This window comes from Paraburkholderia ferrariae NBRC 106233 (assembly GCF_000685035.1).
In the GTDB taxonomy this organism is placed as follows: Bacteria; Pseudomonadota; Gammaproteobacteria; order Burkholderiales; family Burkholderiaceae; genus Paraburkholderia; species Paraburkholderia ferrariae.
The window spans coordinates 172131-188776 of sequence record NZ_BAYB01000002.1 but is presented as its reverse complement, the minus strand read 5'-3'; the positions used below and the strand labels follow the sequence as shown (position 1 = coordinate 188776).

Below are 16646 nucleotides of genomic sequence, written 5' to 3'. Positions count from 1 at the left end.
CCTTTCTTCGCGGCGGCTTTTCAATCTGGCCCAACCTCGTTGCGCTCGCAGAGTGGGCCGAAATGCAAGGAGAAGCTATCTTGACCAACAGTAGCGAAAACAACGCCTCCGAAAAGCAACTCACTCGAGCGGGCCGTTCGCGCCGCGATGTTCTCAAGTTTGGAACCGTCGCCACACTCGGCGCCGTGCTGGGTGGCGCAGCGTTGCCTGGACACGCCGCGCCGGCTCTTGCGCAGGCGGACAGCGAGGGGATACGCGCCCCGAATGACCCGCTCAATATTCTGATCGTCAATTACGACGGGGGTACGCTTCTCGACTTCGCCGGCCCCAGCGAGATTTTCCACCGGCTGCCGAATACGCATGTTCGCTATGCGAGCCTCAATGGCGGCAACGTGACCCTCGAATTTGGCGTCGTGTATGGCAAGACTGAAAGACTGGCCGATATCGAGCAGACAGACGTGATTCTGGTCCCCGGCGGGTCCAATTTGAGCGCGCCGATGCGCCCGGAGTACCAGGCGCAAATCCGGCGTATTGCAGAAAGCGCCAAGCACGTTACTTCGGTGTGCAACGGATCGCTCGTGCTCGCCGCGACGGGCATTCTCAAGGGTAAGCGAAGCGCCTGCCATTGGGCCTTCATCAACAAGCTGTCCGAATATGGCGCCATTCCCGTTCCCGACCGCTACGTGGAAGACGACAACGGCCGGTTCATGAGCGGCGGCGGCGTGACGGCGGGCATCGACTTCGCCCTTCGCGTTGCAGCGAAGTTGCGCGGTCAACAGGCTGCCGAATTCACGCAACTCGTGATCGAATACGATCCCGCTCCGCCGTTCCACTCCGGGCATCCCAGAGACGCGCGGCCCGAAGTCATCGCGATGGTCGATAAAGAATTGCCCGGTGCGTCCAGGGGGCTCGCGCGAATTCCAGGCGTTCTCTGAAACGCCTGCAGACAATCTGCGCAAAGCCATCGGCAGGTCTCGATGAAGGCCGCCGCCCTTTCAATTCAAGCCAGAACCGGAAATCATTCGATGCAACAGATCCGTCTTTGTACGGCTGCTCTTGCAGCCTGCGTCTCCTTTTTCTCGTTTGCGGCGCCGGCTATTGCCGGTGATGCGCAACGTCCGCCCGAAGCGGCGATCAAAGCCGAAAACGCGCGATGGGCAGATGCTTTTGCGCGAGGAGACTACGAGGCGATCGGCCGCCTCTATACCCGCGATGGCACACTCTTGCCGCCCGGCGGCGACAAAGTCACGGGCAGCACGGCGATCACCGGGTACTTCGCCAAGGGATATGCCGGATTAAAGCCGCACACCGTATCGTTCAGCCATGACGAGTTCTACGGTAACAATCAGATCGTGACGGAAGTTTCGGATGCGGAAATTCGCGACCAGAGCGGAAAGCTCACATTCCGCGGCAAGCAGATCCTCATCTTCGTGAAACAGGGCGGCGCGTGGAAGTTGCATCGCGACATGTGGAACGAATACGCTGCCCTGAAAACTGACGAGAATTGACCATGCAGTGCGCTGATCGGCCGGCGGTCGATCAGCGTGCTGCGTTCGACCGGCTCTCGCGCCGGATCGCTTGCGGCGGGTGCCCATGCAGTTTGACGAAAGCCCGCCGCATCCGTTCCGGATCGGTGAATCCCACAGCCAGCGCAATCTGTTCGATCGGTTCGCTGCCGCCCTGCAGGCGCAGCCTCGCAGCTTCAACGCGCAAGCGCTCGACCGCCTTCGCGGGTGTTTCACCGGTCTCCCGGCGAAAGGCTCGGCCGAACTGCCGCAAACTTAAACTCGCGGCATCGGCGAGCCGTTCGACAGGCAGCGCTTCAGCCAGATGTTCCCTGGCAAAATTCAGCGCGATGCGGATGCGATCCGATTCCGGCTCCATCTGCGACATGGCAGAGAATTGGGACTGCCCGCCTGGCCGACGATACGGAACCACCAAAAGCCTGGAGACAGCGCGCGCAATCTCCGCGCCCATATCTTTTTCTATCATGCCGAGCGCCAGGTCTATTCCGGAGGCGATGCCCGCCGAGGTCCAGATGCGGCCATCCACGATATAGATACTGTCCCCCTCGACCCTGGTGCGAGGAAAGCGCGACTGCAATAGCGCAGCGTATCGCCAGTGCGTCGTGGCTCGCAAGCCATCCAGCAAACCGGTTTCCGCAAGCAGAAAGGCCCCCGTACACACGCTGGCCACCCGCGTCGCCCTGGCGCCCAGCTTCCTGGCAGCGGCGATATTTTCCGGTGTCTGCATCGGACCGATATCGCCGCCCACAAAAACGACGGTGTCGAACCTGCGCCTTCCGGGCGGCTTTGTCTCGATCGCAAGGCCCGTATTGCCTGGCACCGGGCCTCCGGACTGCGAGATGACCTGAAGATCGTACGGCGTATGGCCCGCGACTGTGGCCACCTGATTAAAGGCCGAGAGTGGGCCGCCAAGATCAAGCGCATCGTGGCCACGACAAACGAAAAATCCGATTCGATGCATGACGAAGTCGCTAACAGAAAATCCGGGAATGGCGTATTTTACTTTGAACCCTCGATTAGCGCCATTTGGCCTGAAATGAGGGAAAAACGACCTTTACGCCTTCACCGATTATCGGTCGACCCGATGCCGAAGCCGTACCGCTAGCTGCCGGCGGCACGCAAATCGCCGGCTCGTTCCAGCGGCTGGCGTTTCTCGTCACCATCGATCAGGGTTGGCGTTTGCCGCGGCCACCAGCGGGCTTGCCAGCCGGCTTGCGTGAACCCGAAGCGGGCTTGCCAGCAGGTTTGCTGCGTGGCTTTTGCACGCTGAATGGACTACCGCTGGTGAAGCTTGTAGCATTACCCGCAGCCACAGCGCGCTGCGCGGCAGGCTTGCTTTTGTTTTCGCCGCTTTGCGGGCGCGGCGTTTTGCTGCGCACCTGCACGGCGCCCGGCGCCGCTTGCGGCACTTTGGGCTTCTTCGGTTTTTTGGGTTTCTTGATGATCTGGCCCGTCGCGCTGGTTTCCGGCACACGGTGGTCTGCTTCGAAACCCGGCTCTTCCTCACGGCGCAGCGTCTGCTTGATCAGCGCTTCAATCGCGGCCAGTTGCGGCGCTTCGTCGGCACACACGAGGGACACCGCCACGCCGCTCGCGCCCGCGCGGCCGGTACGGCCAATACGGTGCACATAGTCTTGCGCGACGATCGGCAGATCAACGTTGATCACCAGCGGCAGGTCGTCGATATCCAGTCCGCGCGCAGCCACATCGGTGGCGACCAGCATATGGACTTCGCCCGTCTTGAAGCGCTCCAGCGCACGCAGGCGCGCGGGTTGCGGTTTGTCGCCGTGAATGGTGTCGACCGCATAGCCCGCGTCGTCCAGCATGGCCGCCAGGTAATCCACACCACTGCGGGTTTTGACGAACACCAGCGCGTGCGTCCACTTGTTCTGAGCCACGAGGTGCATGAACAGGTCAGGCTTGTTCCTTTTATCCACCGGCACTATCCACTGCTTTATCTTGCTGGCCGTGGCATTGGGCGGACTGACGCTGATATTGACAGCGTTGCGCAGAATACCCGCCGCCATGGCGCGGATATCGTCGGTAAACGTGGCGGAGAACAGCAGCGTCTGGCGCTCGGCGGGCAACGCAGCAAAAACGGCATTGAGTTCGCGCGCAAAGCCCAGATCCAGCATGCGGTCGGCTTCATCCAGCACCAGCGTTTGCACCTGATCGAACTGCACGGCGTTCTGGCGATTGAGATCCAGCAAGCGGCCCGGGGTGGCAACGAGCACATCCACGCCTTTGCGCAGCTTCATCATTTGCGGGTTGATACTCACGCCGCCGTAGGCCGCCAGAAATCGCAGGTCGAGTCCTTTGCCGTAAGCGATAAAGCTTTGCAGCACTTGCTCGGCGAGTTCACGAGTAGGCACCAGCACCAGAACGCGCGCGCGGTTGCTGGATACCGCCGGACCTTGTTGCACCAGCCGTTGCAACAGCGGCAGTGCAAAACCGGCTGTTTTTCCGGTGCCGGTTTGTGCCGCAGCCATGACGTCCTTGCCACTGAGCACGGCAGGAATCGCCTTCGCCTGCACCGGCGTAGGCGCCGGGTAATTGAGTTCCTGCACGTTACGCAGCAAGGGATCGATCAGGCCAAGCGAGGCAAAAGACATTGGCATATTCCGGGTTAAAACCACAATTCTAGCTGTTGCCGCGCGAATTTCGCCTCGCCGGTTCAACGGTCAAAAAGGCGCACCACTTTCTTCGCCCCTCTCCCCTGTGTTTTTTTAAAAAACGGGGACCACAGGTGCCGATAACGTGTCATTATCACTAAACATGAAAGGTTCCGCGATGTGTCATCGTACAGAACCCTTTCATGTGCTAGCGTAGGTGCCCAGAGCCAGCAGGATGTTTCGGTCGAACACCAGAAGGATGCTCATGGAATTCAAGAATGGCGCTGTACTCGAAGCTCTTCGCCTTGCTTTGTATCGGCAAATACCGTGGCACAAGCGGCCGGCAATCTTCACGCTGCTTCGCTCGCAGGGTTTGATCCAGACCATAGACCAGAAACCGCCTCCTGGTACAAAGCACCTCCCCACCATCCAGATTGCCACCCTCACGGATAAAGGACAGAGGGAAATCCAACGTATCGAAGCGTCAAAGCACGTTTCTGGATGGCTGGACGATGATTACTTCGCAACGTTCCTTGCGGAAGTGGTGCTTGCCTGATCCCCGCGCCCTTAATGGTCGCTTGCCGATGTGACCGGGGGATGGGACGAAGGCGAAAGCGCCATTCAACATGGCTGCGCAGGCGTGGTGCCGAATCGCTGCTCGACGGTGGCCAGCATCACGCCGTCCCGACTCAATGGGCGCGAGGCCAATCCTTCACGTAGTCGGCTACGTCCTGCCAATTCATCCATGACGGCGCGCGGCAAACTGTCGTCGCTTTCGTCAGCATTCCAAAATTTCAACCTCTTTCTTCTGTTCATCCGCATCCTTGCGTGTAGTTGCTTCCTGAAACCGCCGCTGATTGCCGGCGATTTGGGAGATCCAGTCGAAAGACCCTTCATGGCCGACTACTGCGCGACACAGTGCACACGGCAACCCGAACGGGCCACGTAGCCTGAGCGGCAAGGCACGCCGCGCTCAGAGGAAACGCCTGATCAGCATCGTCACCCACCGCCAGGCACCGCCGCAGCCGGCGGCCCGGCAGCGCGCATCGGGATCCGCCAGAAGGCGGCCATTGGCGTCGCTCACCGAACTCGAGTTGCGCAGGAAGTACGCCACGCTGTCTTGCAAGGGGTCGAGCCCGTCCTTGGGGATATCTATCCACAGGCCGTTTTCGGTATTCAAGCGGGCCGACAGCGAATCGAAATTGAAACTGCCGAGATAATATCGATGGCCGTCGATGAGGACCAGCTTGGCGTGCATCATGCGGTTGTCCCGGTCGGAATATTCGCGCACCTCGATCCCGGCATTCACCAGGCCGGGCAGATCGTCGGCATAGGCGCGCCCGACTGCGGGGAATTCCTGCGTGATGCTCGCCAGCGAGGCGCTCACCAGGATCACGTGGACACCTTCGCGCTGCTTGCGCTCAAGCGCCTCGCGCAGTTCCGGCACCAGGATCAGGTAGGGGTTGATGATCACGATCTCGTGCTGCGCCGTATCGAACGCTTGCAGCATGTCCTGCAAGGTGCCCGGCGAGCGCTTGTCGGGCCAGTCGTGGACATAGTGCAGGCGCTCGCAGGCAATCGGCATCCAGGCGGGATCAAAAGACGCCCCGGGAGCGGGCGCAGCGGCGGGATCATCGAGCGGATCGGAGGCAGGTGGCGTATCGGCGGCGGCCGGGTCTGTCGCGTGGGCTTCGGCATCGAGCGGAGCCAGCAGCCATTCGCGCCAATAATGGATGCGCGCCGGGTCCAGCGTCGCATAACCCTGCGAGTCGCGATAAGGACTTGCGACTTTGAGGAATTTTTCCGGCTCGGGGCGAACCACTTCCGGGCTATTCCAGAACAAGGCGAAATGCTGGTACATGGCGTGCAGGGAGGAAGCCTCCTCGCCGGCGTCGCCCGACACCATCAGATCGCGCTCGCTGAGCCAGTTGCGAAAGCTCGCATCCCAGATCGAGGTACTGCCAATCACGGCCGTGTCGCCGACCAGGAACAGCTTGTCGTGCATGCGATGCGAAATCTCGACGAGATCGGATCGTGGATGGAAGATTCGGAGTTCGATGCCGGGAGCCACCTCGTGCAGGGCGACGATGAGCTCGTCCTCGAACGGGTAGTGCGGCTCGGGGCCGATGCCGTCGATCAGCAGCCTGACCGGCACGCCTCGGCGCGCAGCCTCGACCAGATGACGCAACAGCAGGCCGCCGGTCTGATCGATTTCGAAGATGTAGGCGAGGATGCGGATCTGCTCGGCAGGCGTGGCGCGGTCGACCAGTGCAATCCGCGACTGCATCAACTGACCGTCGTCAAGACTGGCGACCAGGTCGACACATTGCGCGTGGCCGTGCTGAGAAGAGGCAAACACGCATGCCAGAATGAGCGCCAGGCTTCTCGTTGTGGTCATGATGTGGCGAACGGGTTCGATGCGTCTCAGGCCCTACGTCCTTGAAAGTCTGGAAGGGTCTGGAAGGCTTTGTCGCGTTAGCACGGTCAAGTAGCTCGCCGTTAATTCGAGAACGTGAACAGAACGGCGAGCCCAGGATAGTTACCGTGGACAAGAGCGGCGCGACAAGAGCGGCGTGAGTCTGGCCGCGCTTCAAGCACGCAGTGGACAGGACATCAGCGCAGTTGAAAGAATGGCTTTCCAGAATGTCCGATTGTCGCCCATTTATGAGCGCTGTTCCAACGACCGCTCATGATCGGCCAGCGTCCGGCGACAGAGCGTGACGATCGTCCCGGGTGCGGCCTTTCATGCGAAGCACATAAGCAACCGGGAAGAGGCATTCGCTGACCTGATCTCGCCGCCGCAAAGCTGCCCATCGGAGTTCTGCCACCCCGAAGGCCGAGGAGCCTGTCGAAATGAGCCGCCTTCGTTCGTCGTGTAAGGTAACCCCCTTTAGGAGACTGCCATGCCCCGTTACATGATCCAGGTTCGCGCCACCGCCATGAGCGAGGCCGGCGACTTCCCCGATGACCCTACGCTCGTGCCGCGCATGATGGCCTTCCACGACGAGATGGCCAAGGCCGGCGTGCTGCTCGACGGCGCCGGTCTGCAGCCCAGCAGTCAGGGATTTCGCGTGCAGTACGACGCCGCCGGTCAGGCGAACATCATGGACGGTCCCTTCGCCGAGACCAAGGAGCTGATCGCCGGCTACACGCTGATCGAGGTGCGATCCCACGACGAAGCGCTGGCCTGGGCGCAGCGCTTTCCGGCGCCGTTCCCCGGCCAGCCCTGTTGCATCGAGGTGCGCCCGCTGATGGGCGGCGTCGATCTGCCGCCTGACGATGCGGAGCGCATCATCCGCGAACAGCTAACGGCCATCAAGCAGGGCAGATGACGCCGTCCATCGAGGCCGTCTGGCGCCTGGAAGCCAGGCGCCTTACCGGGGCGTTGCTGCGTGCAGGTGCTGATCTGGCCTTGGCCGAAGACTGCGTGCAAGACGCGCTGGTGGCCGCGCTGCAACGCTGGCCGGCCGAGGGCTGGCCCGCACGCCCCGGCGCCTGGCTGATGACCGCAGCGAAGCACCGCCTGCTGGATCGAATGCGCCATGTGCAGATGGCGTCGCGGGAACAGCAAGCGCTGGGGGACGACACCGATGCGCTGGAGGCCCACCTTGCGCCGGACCCCTTGGACTTGTTGCTGTCCGACGAGGCCGACGAGGTGGGCGACGACGCATTGAGGCTGATGTTCATCGCCTGCCATCCCAAGCTGTCGCGCGAGGCGCAATGGACGCTGACCTTGCGCCTGGTGGCCGGACTGACGGTGGCCGAAATCGCGCGCGCCCTGTTCGCCAAAGAGGCCACCATCGCTCAGCGCATCACGCGCGCCAAGGCGCAACTGGCTGGAGAACGCTTCGAACTGCCGCCGGCATCCGGGCGCGCCGCGCGTCTGGAGGGCGTCTGCACGGTGCTGTACCTGATGTTCAACGAAGGCTATGTCGCCAGCAGCGGCGCCGAGTGGACGCGGCCGACCCTGTGTCTCGAGGCGCTGCGACTGGCGCGACACCTCGCCGCGTTGCTTCCGACCGAGGCAGACGCGCAGGCCCTGCTGGCGTTGATGGAGTTGCAAGCCTCACGCTTGCCGGCGCGCACGGATGCGCTGGGCCGTCCAGTGCTGTTGCTGGAACAGGACCGGCGTCGCTGGGACCACCTGCTGGTGCGACGTGGCCTGGAGGCATTGGCTCGCTGCCGCAGCCTGACTGCGTTTCGACCGGAGGGGCCGGGCACCCTCGCCCTGCAGGCCGAACTGGCGGCGGTGCATGCCCGTGCCAGCGACGCTGAAGAGACCGACTGGCCGCAATTGCTGCGGCTCTACGACGCGCTGCTCGCGTTGCAACCGAGCCCAGTCGTTGCGCTCAACCGCGCCGTTGCGCTGAGCCACGCCATCGGCCCGGCGCAGGCTCTCCCGCTGGTGGAGGCGCTGCCGCTGACCGGCTATCCGTGGTGGGCCAGCGTGCGAGCCGACCTGCTGCAGCGCCTGGGCCGCGTCGAGGAAGCGCGTGAAGCCCTGAGCCAGGCCATAGCCTGGACCGGCAACGAGCGTGAGCGCGTGTTGCTATTGGAGCGCCTGGGGCGTATGTAGGGGAAGGTCCGGGCCGGTTCGAGGTTTCAGAGCATACGAGAGTCGAAAGAGAGGGACTGGAGTCATTACGGAGGCGCGCATGGTCTCGGGGAAGTTGTTGTCCATGAACGGGCTGGTATTGTCGGCTCGTGGCGGATGCGGTCGGCGGCAGTCGATCCATGTGCGCCATTGGGGTTTATATAGCCAAACGACCGCTTCGAGGCACCAGCGGCCATCGTTGGAGGATTGGGCCACTCACGCGGTCGTCGCTCACTTGACCAATGCATTGCCCAGGCAGCCAAGTCGACGGGCAAAACGACATCATGCCTGCACGGTCAGTACTCAAAGCTTATGTTGATTGAACAAAAATTTCAGCGAGATGCTTTTGAAGCAGATCTTCCACTTTTGATTTTCCCTCAATTGTGTTGTTATAGAAAATCGTTCTAAATCCGGAAATATCAAATGGCAGCCGAGTTCCCCGCTGTGCCAGTAAGATGGTCGGCTTCCGCAGGGCATGTGCGTAACCAACTTCATAGAAGACGTTTGCATTTACAGGAGTGACATCAGCGATGATAACGCTCGATTCGGCAATCTGTTGCTCTATGTCCGACAGAATTTGTCCGGGGCCATGTCGCTCGTCGGCACGCACAGTGTTGACCTCTGCATTCTTGCAGACAGGCTTGATGACGTGAGTATAGAGATCGTTGAATGTCTCGCTGAACTCCATAATAACGAAAGCATTCCTTATTTCAGACAATACTTCAAAATTACTGATCGTTATATCGCCTTGCCCCAAAAACCATGCCCCGGCTCTTAATCTGTTTATTGTTTCTCTGATATCGAAATTTATCAAAGAGATACCATCTACGCTTGCTTCAATTTTCGACCCATGCATTCTCACTTCAAGTTGATAGTCGCGCTCGGCTTGAAGGTTGCTTTGGCTGCCAACCAGTTGATAGTCAATCCACCTGGGAGTTAGGCCTCCCTGCATGTTTTGCTGATCTCCAGGGTTCCAGGCTCGCAAGGAGCAGAACGGCCCCATACCTAACATAACGGTAAGATGCGCGCCTGTTACCGGGTTCGCGGCAAGCGTGAGCCCGGCACCCATCTTGGGATGAAGTGTTGCGAAACGTACAACGCCTCGAATTTTTCCCCCGCTGAACCGCGCGTCGCAAAGCGCCTGTGCGGCGATGCCGCCATCACTCCGTTGCTCCCCGGTCAGGGCATCGGGATACGGGACAGTCTCTCCTTTAAATGAAATGCTTGTTGGACTTGTTTCCGTAATGGGGCCAAAAAGTGGAATCCAGCGATAAGTCATATGGGCTCTCCGCATCGACCGTGCCAGACACAATAGCAGAAGTGGATTGACAGCCAAAGGGACCAAGGAGGACGGCGATTTGACCTGATCCGCGCAAATGTCCGTTGCCTGGCTGGAGCCGACGCTGGAGCAGCGGCATGGAAGTGTCGGACAATGACCGCAAGTGGCCGACCAGCGTCCCACGACCGCGCGAGACGGTCCCGTCGGCTGTGTCATCGTGCAGATGGCATAGCACACGACCCCAAACGGACGGTCGCCATCTGGAAAGCCCAGCGACAGCTTACGAGAACCTGCGATCATTGGCTCGCGCAGGAGCGTGTCCTCGAAACCGACCGCTCTTCGAAGCGGCACTTCACTCTGTGCATCAACCTCTCGCTCGGCCGCCCTCGCACGTGCGAAAATAGAAGGAACTGACTCGCGTGAGGGAAGGACGATGCCACTCACTCAAGGATACTGGTTCCCCTCGAAACGACGCGGATGGGGTTGGGGATGGCCAGTGCGCTGGCAGGGTTGGGTCGCACTGGTCGTGCTCGTCGGATTGGTATGGACCGACGCGGCATTCTTTCATCCGGCCGTGCATCCGGTGGCGTTCGGCTCTATCCTCGCAGTGCTAGTCACGGGCTTTACAATTGTCTGCTGGATGAAAGGCGAACCAACCCGATGGCGCTGGGAAAGGGATTAGCGCGCAGTTGCGGCCGGTGCCGACAATCTGCCTAACCCCGCTGTTCGAGAGTCTGGCTGCGAGCGGCGTCCAGGGGTGAAAAGCGGTCGTGCCTGTCGTCGCTATCTCAGTGCCCTCTTTTCATCCTCCCTGGCAAGGCTGATCATGTTGATCCAGCCGCCGTAAACTCCGGGACGCCCGCGTCGGCCATCGATGGTTTTCGGAGTTGCACCAGCCGTTCGAGTGACTGATTTGTACACGGGCGAGCGGCGGCAAGTGGCCGGCCACTGCCTCACCCCGTACCCACTCTTAGCTACTGCGAAACCACACCATGTTTGTCACCACACATGCAAGTGGCCCCAGGTTCCAGGCTCTGATCCTTCAGAGGGCAATGAAAGCCTGACTTGCGCAGACAAGTTTTCGCGCCCGCGGCAGCAGGAGCAGCCGTATTTGCTGCGACATCGGCCTCCGAAGCCGTTGCAACAGCCGGTGCCTGCTCACTGGTTGCGGGCTCAGCCGCGTTGCTTTGCGCCCATACAGCCGAGCTCGCAAAAAGGAAAGCAACTAGCAAGGTTCGCGGTTTCCTCCCGAATGTGTTATCTACCGCCCCACGCAGTCTTCTTTTGCCGCTGACGCGGCATTCCGCTTGATAGAAAACGCTCGGAGCGGTGAACGCCGGGAATTCCGAAACACTTCTGAACCCATTTCCTCGAAGCGCCAGTTAGGCAAGGAAAGGAGGCGGTTTAGTCAAGTTATGCGCCGCTCCTTTCGAAATGACTACAGCAATGTGCGCTACCGCCCATTGCGTTGCGCTCATGCATTTTGAATAATTTTTTCGGCTCGCAGACTGCAACAATCAATTTGCAATGCTAATCGTTAACGAAAAACATTCTACAGATTCGGCCAAGTCAAGCCGTCCGCGCAGGCGGGTGCCGACAGGCCAGAATTCGAACCTGCCCGATTCAGCGCAGCAAATCCATTTCAGCGCCCACGGCCGACCCTGAGCGCTTCGATCACAAGCCGAACCGCCAGCGATGACTGGCGCGCCGGGTAATAGGCGTGATGACCGGCGAAGGTGGGATGCCACTCTTCAAGCACAAACTGAAGCCGCCCCTCCTGGACAAACGGTTCGACGAGCGCCCGCGGCAGGTAGGCCAGACCGAACCCGCCCAACGTCGCCTCCAGCATTTGATAAGTGTTGTTGAAAACGAGTTGCCCGCCGACCTTGACGTCAACCTGCTTCCGTCCTTTACGAAGCTCCCACGGCATCAGGGCATCCCGCGTCGGCAATCTCAGGTTGATGCAATTGTGGCTCGTTAAATCGCGAGGCACCTGAGGCTCCGGCCGTCCATCCAGATAGGAAGGAGACCCAACGATGGCAAGGGTCTCGTCAGGTGCGATACGAACCGCAATCATGTCCCTCTCGATCTGGTCTCCCAGGCGCACCCCGATGTCGTAGCGCTTCGCCACAATATTCGACAAGCCATAGTCATTGATCAATTCAACGTGGATGTCCGGATATTGCAGCAAAAGCGGTTTCAGTTTCGGCCAGACATACTGGTTGGCCGCGTAATCGGTGGCGGTGATCCGCACTGTGCCTGCAGGCCGGTCGCGAAGCTCGACCAATGTCTCGAGTTCCGCCGCGATTTCGTCGATCCTCGGGCCGACGGCGTCCAGCAGTCGTTGACCCGCTTCGGTGGGCGCCACGCTGCGGGTTGTACGCGTCAACAAGAGCAGGCCCATCTTCTGCTCCAGCGCGCGCACGGTTCTGCTGAGGGCGGATTGCGACACCCCAAGCTGGGCGGCGGCCCGCGTGAAGCTGCGCTCCCGGGCGACTGCCATCAGCGCGAGTAGATCGTTCAGGTCCTGGGCGGCCATTTATGCTCCCATGCATAAGCTTATGCCGATTTTGCCACCTAGTCGTGGCGTGCGCCAGGAATCTAAAGTTCCAGTCAGGCGGCGCACGTGATCGGCCGCAGAATCGAGGAGCCTTTTCATGAATTCACCCAGGCAAGTGACGGCGGCCCGCAAGCTATTCGGCGACTTCTCGCCCAAGCTGGCCGAACTCAGCGACGACGTGCTCTTTGGAGACGTCTGGGAGCGGCCCCAGTTGTCGAAGCGCGATCGCAGCCTCATTACCTGTGCTGCGCTGGTGGCGCTCGGCAAGACCGAACAGATGGGCTTCCATTTTCCCCGCGCCATCGAGAACGGCGTGACGGAAGATGAACTCATCGAAATGATCACCCACATGGCCTTCTATGCGGGCTGGCCCAACGCCATGTCCGCGGTGATGAAGGCCAAGGAACTGTTCGCGCCGAAGGCCTGAACCAGAGCCAACCGATCGAAGGAAACACGATGGAACTCAAACGAGCTGGCACCCTGACCTCCGTAAAGGGGCCTGCAGAATTTTTCACGGGCACCGTTCGTGTCGAGATGCTGAACCATCCGCCCGCGCCGTCGCGCGTGTCGTGCGCGAGCGTGACGTTCGAGCCCGCTGCGCGCAGCAACTGGCACACGCATCCGCTGGGCCAAACGCTGATCGTCACCGCAGGCTGCGGCTGGACACAATGCGAAGGCGAACCGATCGTGGAGATCCGTGCGGGCGACGTCATCTGGTGTCCGCCGGGCCACAAACACTGGCACGGGGCGTCGGCCACCACCGCGATGACGCACATCGCCATTCAGGAAGCGCTGGAGGGCAAGAATGTCGTCTGGCTCGAACCCGTTACCGACGAGCAGTACTTCGCCGGCCCTCAGGGACACGACGACCACAAGCATTAACGCCTCACCTGGGCACGGAAGCGAAAACCACCTCGTCCTTCAGGAGCGTTCGGACAGGCTTCGTTCGACAGGATACTGGCTTCTCCCGCCAGCATCCTGGCCCATCAACGGTTGGCAACCGGATCGAGGCCCGTTGCCTTCACAACGGACTGCGCATCCGGTGAAGCGAGGTACTCCAGGAACTGCTTCGCCTGCGCCGGATGCGGCGCATTCACGGGTACGCCCGCCGCGTATCGCGTGATCGACTGCACCGACTCTGGAATGCGACCCACAAAGGTCACGCCGGGAACAGGCAAGAGCTCGCTGACCTGCTGGAAGCCGATCTCATACTGCCCGTTCGCCACAACGCTCGCGACCGGAATTTTCGGAACCATCCGCGCCTTCTCTTTCATCTGCTCCTCGATCCCCAGCTTGCGGAACAATTGCTGCTGGATGTAGACCCCGCTCGCGCTATCCGAATAGGCAACCGACTTCGCACTGAGCAGCGTTTGCTTGAGCGCCTCCACCGTACCGATGTCCGGTTTGCTCGCCCCGCTTCGCACCACCATGCCGATGCGCGAATCGGCCAGTTCAACCCGGGAAGAAGGAATCACCTTGCCCCGCTTGATGAGGTCGTCGAGTGCATAGCCGACCATAATCACCACGTCGGCCGATTCGCCATGATCGAGTCGATTGGGGATGGCCTCGGGCGTCTTCCCCATCGAAGGCCCGAGAATGGTGTCGAATGTGTCGCCGGTCGTAGCGGCATACTTTGGCGCGAGTTGCCGATACGCCGCGGTAAAGCCGCCGGACGTCATCACACGGAGTTCCGCTGCATGCGCGGGCAGGGCAGCGGAAGCGGCAATGCAAAGGGAGGCCAGAAGCGTTTTGAATTTTGACTTCATCTTCTTGGGGAAAAACCGGAGTTAACGGACGCGGCAACGACACGCGCTTCGATACTGTGGTGACTCAGCGACCACCTGCCGGATGATGCCTTACCCCGGCAACGCCTCTCCCTTCGTCTCCGGCGCAAACGGAATGACGAGCAGGCCCACCACGAACGCAAGCGCCGTGAGCGCCACCGGCACGCCCAGCGTATGCATGTGCAACACCGCAGCGCCCAGCAGGAAGTTCACCCCCGCTCCCACGAACCGCCCGAACGACGTGCAGAACGCAAACGCCGTGGCACGCACGCGCGTTTCGAACTGCTCCGGCAGCCAAAGGCTGAAAAGCGCGAAATTGCCGCCAAAGAAACCCAGCACGAAGAGCAGCGCAATGAACGGCACGAGTCCGTTCTCGAGGTAGTAGGCCCAGCCGAAACTCGCCGCAATCGTCACCGCCATGCCCGCGAAGTACACCGCGAGCGTCCACTTGCGGCCAATGCGCTCGGCAAGCGGCGGCAGCGCAAGGCAGCCGAGGATCGTGCCGATGGACAAGATCCCGGTCGCAATCGAAGCCGTGCGGATCGCTTCGGCCTTGCTCGCGCCCGCCTTCGTCGCAAGCTGGATCACGGCGGAAGGCTCATACACGGCACCGGCCCACAAACCGATGATCGCGACGGTGAGCAGCGCGCAGGCCACCACCGTGCGCTTACGATAAGCACTGCTGAAGATCTCGCGCAGCGGCCGCGCCGGCGCACGCGCCACGCCCGCTTCTGCCTTGCGCCACTTGTCCGGTTCCTCCACGCGCATGAGCACGAGGATCGCCACCACCACGGGTATCGCGCCCGTGAGAAACATCGCGCGCCAGCCGAAGTGCACGCCGATCGTGTAGTTCAGCGCAGCGGCAATGAAAAAGCCCGCGTAGTAGCCGGTCTGCAGATAGCCCGCGCCCATCTTGCGGCGATCCTCGGGCCACGATTCGGCCACATAGGTGCCCGCCAGCGCCCATTCGCCGCCGATGCCCACACCGGCGAGGAAGCGATAAATGGCAAGCGCCCACACGCTTTGCGCGGTCGCCGAAAGACCCGTGAAGATCGCGAACATGAAGATCGTGCCGGCCAGCACGCGCGTACGGCCGAAGCGGTCGGCCAGCGGCCCCCAGATGAACGAAAGCCCCCAGCCCACCAGGAACAGCGCGAACAGGATCGAGCCCGCAAGTCCGATGTTCGGCGCGGTCGCGGCATAGCCCGAGCGCGGCAGGAGCTCGGTCAGCGCGGGCGTGAGCACGAGCGCGTAAATGAACGAGTCCATGCCGTCGAGCGTCCAGCCGGCCCAGGCGCCCCAGAAGCCTGCGATCTGCGAACGGTTGAGCGGCGTCTTGCGCTGCGGCCGCCGCTCTGCACCGGTAATCGAATTCATGAGTTCGTCTCTCCTGTAGACGGCTATTCGTCTGAAGTAAAACCTTACTAACCCCGTTTACGGCGGCTTCGTCTCCGGCTTGATAGGGCTTTGCCGGGACTTTCGCTTCATCGTTTTTATATATAATATTTGATCTTATGAACGACGCAACGAATGGTTTTCCCCTGGATGGCGCCGCCGTGACCGCCGCAGTCGCCGGCTTGCCGGCCGCGGCCACGCCACGCACGAGCGCCACGCACATGGTCGCGAATGCCCTGCGCGACGCCATTGTGGCCGGCACGCTCGCGCCCGGTGCCCCGCTGCGCCAGGACGCCATCGCGCGCCACTTCTCGGTCAGTGCAATTCCCGTGCGCGAGGCGCTGCGTCAGCTCGCGAGCGAAGGCTGGGCGAAGATCGAGGTCAACAAGGGGGCGAGCGTCGCGCCGCTGTGCGCCGACGAAGCGCGCGAGATCTACGAAATCCGTTCCGCGCTGGAGAGCCTCGCCCTTGGCCTCGCCATGCCGAAGCACACCGCGCAGTCGCTGCGCGCGGCACGCGCGCTGGCCGACGAAGCGAAGCGCGAACGCGATCCGTCGCTCTACGTGGCACGCAACGAAGCCTTTCATATGAGCCTCTACGCGCCCGCGGGCCGCCCGCATCTGCTGGAGATGCTGGCCTCGCTGCACCGGCGCGGCGAACGCTATCTGCGCCTGAAGTTCGGCTTTCCCGAGTACAAGGGCGAGTCCGACGCCGAGCACATGCAGATTCTCGAAGCCGTGAAGCGCGGCGACGTAGCCGCCGCCCAGGCGCTCGTGGCCACGCATCTGCTGGGCACGGGCGAATTGATCTATCGTTTCCTCACCGAGCGCGGCACGCAGGTGCCCTCCGCGAAAAAGCCGCGCTCTCCGTCTTCCCGCTCACGGAGCTGATCCGCC

The 16646-nt window shown here is 61.4% G+C and carries 16 protein-coding genes; 8 read left to right on the top strand and 8 right to left on the bottom strand.

What is annotated here, in order from left to right; translation table 11 throughout:
- Window positions 1–80: 80 nt before the first annotated feature.
- Together BFE01S_RS01145 and BFE01S_RS01140 are read left to right on the top strand one after the other, a co-directional pair.
- Window positions 81–935: a DJ-1/PfpI family protein gene (locus BFE01S_RS01145; protein WP_028224006.1), complete on the top strand. Its 855-nt coding sequence runs from the start codon at window positions 81–83 to the stop codon at window positions 933–935.
- Between the two features lie 90 nt (window positions 936–1025).
- The gene (locus BFE01S_RS01140; protein WP_028224005.1) at window positions 1026–1508 is read left to right on the top strand and encodes a YybH family protein; all 483 of its coding nucleotides are present in this window, start codon (window positions 1026–1028) and stop codon (window positions 1506–1508) included.
- Window positions 1509–1539: 31 nt separating this feature from the next.
- Here BFE01S_RS01140 and BFE01S_RS01135 read toward each other — a convergent pair whose 3' ends face one another.
- Window positions 1540–2487, bottom strand: a complete 948-nt coding sequence (locus tag BFE01S_RS01135) for a GlxA family transcriptional regulator (RefSeq protein ID WP_028224004.1) — start codon at window positions 2485–2487, stop codon at window positions 1540–1542.
- Window positions 2488–2692: 205 nt separating this feature from the next.
- Window positions 2693–4138 (bottom strand): DEAD/DEAH box helicase, encoded by a 1446-nt coding sequence (locus tag BFE01S_RS01130; protein WP_028224003.1) that lies wholly within the window; start codon window positions 4136–4138, stop codon window positions 2693–2695.
- Window positions 4139–4403: 265 nt separating this feature from the next.
- On the opposite strand from BFE01S_RS01130, the gene BFE01S_RS01125 reads away from it, so the two are divergent.
- Window positions 4404–4694, top strand: a complete 291-nt coding sequence (locus BFE01S_RS01125) for a hypothetical protein (protein ID WP_042337042.1) — start codon at window positions 4404–4406, stop codon at window positions 4692–4694.
- 65 nt (window positions 4695–4759) lie between these two features.
- On the opposite strand, the gene BFE01S_RS43815 is transcribed toward BFE01S_RS01125, so the two are convergent.
- Both BFE01S_RS43815 and BFE01S_RS01120 read right to left on the bottom strand, forming a co-directional pair.
- Window positions 4760–4954 (bottom strand): hypothetical protein, encoded by a 195-nt coding sequence (locus tag BFE01S_RS43815; RefSeq protein WP_156966861.1) that lies wholly within the window; start codon window positions 4952–4954, stop codon window positions 4760–4762.
- Window positions 4955–5111: 157 nt separating this feature from the next.
- On the bottom strand, window positions 5112–6536 hold the full coding sequence (locus BFE01S_RS01120) for a phospholipase D-like domain-containing protein (protein WP_245620999.1): 1425 nt from the start codon (window positions 6534–6536) through the stop codon (window positions 5112–5114).
- A 505-nt stretch (window positions 6537–7041) separates the two neighbouring features.
- Here BFE01S_RS01120 and BFE01S_RS01115 point away from each other — a divergent pair.
- Entirely contained in the window at window positions 7042–7470 is a 429-nt protein-coding gene (locus BFE01S_RS01115; RefSeq protein ID WP_028224000.1) for a YciI family protein, read from the top strand.
- The gene (locus BFE01S_RS01110; RefSeq protein ID WP_028223999.1) at window positions 7467–8714 is read left to right on the top strand and encodes an RNA polymerase sigma factor; all 1248 of its coding nucleotides are present in this window, start codon (window positions 7467–7469) and stop codon (window positions 8712–8714) included. The genes BFE01S_RS01115 and BFE01S_RS01110 overlap by 4 nt, the downstream gene beginning before the upstream one ends.
- 328 nt (window positions 8715–9042) lie before the next feature.
- Here BFE01S_RS01110 and BFE01S_RS43810 read toward each other — a convergent pair whose 3' ends face one another.
- Window positions 9043–10011 carry a hypothetical protein gene (locus tag BFE01S_RS43810; protein WP_156966860.1) on the bottom strand — a complete coding sequence of 323 codons (969 nt, stop codon included), beginning with the start codon at window positions 10009–10011 and terminating at the stop codon, window positions 9043–9045.
- A gap of 1642 nt (window positions 10012–11653) precedes the next feature.
- The gene (locus tag BFE01S_RS01100) at window positions 11654–12550 is read right to left on the bottom strand and encodes a LysR family transcriptional regulator (RefSeq protein ID WP_028223998.1); all 897 of its coding nucleotides are present in this window, start codon (window positions 12548–12550) and stop codon (window positions 11654–11656) included.
- A gap of 118 nt (window positions 12551–12668) precedes the next feature.
- Here BFE01S_RS01100 and BFE01S_RS01095 point away from each other — a divergent pair, with 118 nt between their 5' ends.
- Together BFE01S_RS01095 and BFE01S_RS01090 are read left to right on the top strand one after the other, a co-directional pair.
- On the top strand, window positions 12669–12998 hold the full coding sequence (locus BFE01S_RS01095; protein WP_028223997.1) for a carboxymuconolactone decarboxylase family protein: 330 nt from the start codon (window positions 12669–12671) through the stop codon (window positions 12996–12998).
- 29 nt (window positions 12999–13027) lie between these two features.
- Entirely contained in the window at window positions 13028–13453 is a 426-nt protein-coding gene (locus BFE01S_RS01090; protein WP_028223996.1) for a (R)-mandelonitrile lyase, read from the top strand.
- A 104-nt stretch (window positions 13454–13557) separates the two neighbouring features.
- Here the strand turns inward: BFE01S_RS01090 and BFE01S_RS01085 are convergent, their stop codons facing one another.
- On the bottom strand, window positions 13558–14337 hold the full coding sequence (locus BFE01S_RS01085; protein WP_028223995.1) for a substrate-binding domain-containing protein: 780 nt from the start codon (window positions 14335–14337) through the stop codon (window positions 13558–13560).
- A gap of 90 nt (window positions 14338–14427) precedes the next feature.
- Window positions 14428–15732: an MFS transporter gene (locus BFE01S_RS01080; RefSeq protein ID WP_028223994.1), complete on the bottom strand. Its 1305-nt coding sequence runs from the start codon at window positions 15730–15732 to the stop codon at window positions 14428–14430.
- A gap of 137 nt (window positions 15733–15869) precedes the next feature.
- Here BFE01S_RS01080 and BFE01S_RS36940 point away from each other — a divergent pair, with 137 nt between their 5' ends.
- A complete protein-coding gene (locus BFE01S_RS36940; RefSeq protein ID WP_042336957.1) occupies window positions 15870–16640 on the top strand; it encodes a GntR family transcriptional regulator in 771 nt (256 codons plus the stop codon).
- The last annotated feature ends 6 nt before the right edge of the window (window positions 16641–16646 follow it).

Excerpts from the sequence above, each read along its gene's own strand:
- BFE01S_RS01100 (WP_028223998.1), bottom strand. The coding sequence starts at position 12,550 with ATGGCCGCCCAGGACCTGAACGATCTACTCGCGCTGATGGCAGTCGCC.
- BFE01S_RS01090 (WP_028223996.1), top strand. The coding sequence starts at position 13,028 with ATGGAACTCAAACGAGCTGGCACCCTGACCTCCGTAAAGGGGCCTGCA.
- BFE01S_RS36940 (WP_042336957.1), top strand. The coding sequence starts at position 15,870 with ATGAACGACGCAACGAATGGTTTTCCCCTGGATGGCGCCGCCGTGACC.
- BFE01S_RS43810 (WP_156966860.1), bottom strand. The coding sequence starts at position 10,011 with ATGACTTATCGCTGGATTCCACTTTTTGGCCCCATTACGGAAACAAGT.
- BFE01S_RS01130 (WP_028224003.1), bottom strand. The coding sequence starts at position 4,138 with ATGTCTTTTGCCTCGCTTGGCCTGATCGATCCCTTGCTGCGTAACGTG.
- BFE01S_RS01110 (WP_028223999.1), top strand. The coding sequence starts at position 7,467 with ATGACGCCGTCCATCGAGGCCGTCTGGCGCCTGGAAGCCAGGCGCCTT.
- BFE01S_RS01140 (WP_028224005.1), top strand. The coding sequence starts at position 1,026 with ATGCAACAGATCCGTCTTTGTACGGCTGCTCTTGCAGCCTGCGTCTCC.
- BFE01S_RS01125 (WP_042337042.1), top strand. The coding sequence starts at position 4,404 with ATGGAATTCAAGAATGGCGCTGTACTCGAAGCTCTTCGCCTTGCTTTG.
- BFE01S_RS01120 (WP_245620999.1), bottom strand. The coding sequence starts at position 6,536 with ATGACCACAACGAGAAGCCTGGCGCTCATTCTGGCATGCGTGTTTGCC.
- BFE01S_RS01085 (WP_028223995.1), bottom strand. The coding sequence starts at position 14,337 with ATGAAGTCAAAATTCAAAACGCTTCTGGCCTCCCTTTGCATTGCCGCT.
- BFE01S_RS01115 (WP_028224000.1), top strand. The coding sequence starts at position 7,042 with ATGCCCCGTTACATGATCCAGGTTCGCGCCACCGCCATGAGCGAGGCC.
- BFE01S_RS43815 (WP_156966861.1), bottom strand. The coding sequence starts at position 4,954 with ATGAACAGAAGAAAGAGGTTGAAATTTTGGAATGCTGACGAAAGCGAC.
- BFE01S_RS01095 (WP_028223997.1), top strand. The coding sequence starts at position 12,669 with ATGAATTCACCCAGGCAAGTGACGGCGGCCCGCAAGCTATTCGGCGAC.
- BFE01S_RS01135 (WP_028224004.1), bottom strand. The coding sequence starts at position 2,487 with ATGCATCGAATCGGATTTTTCGTTTGTCGTGGCCACGATGCGCTTGAT.
- BFE01S_RS01080 (WP_028223994.1), bottom strand. The coding sequence starts at position 15,732 with ATGAATTCGATTACCGGTGCAGAGCGGCGGCCGCAGCGCAAGACGCCG.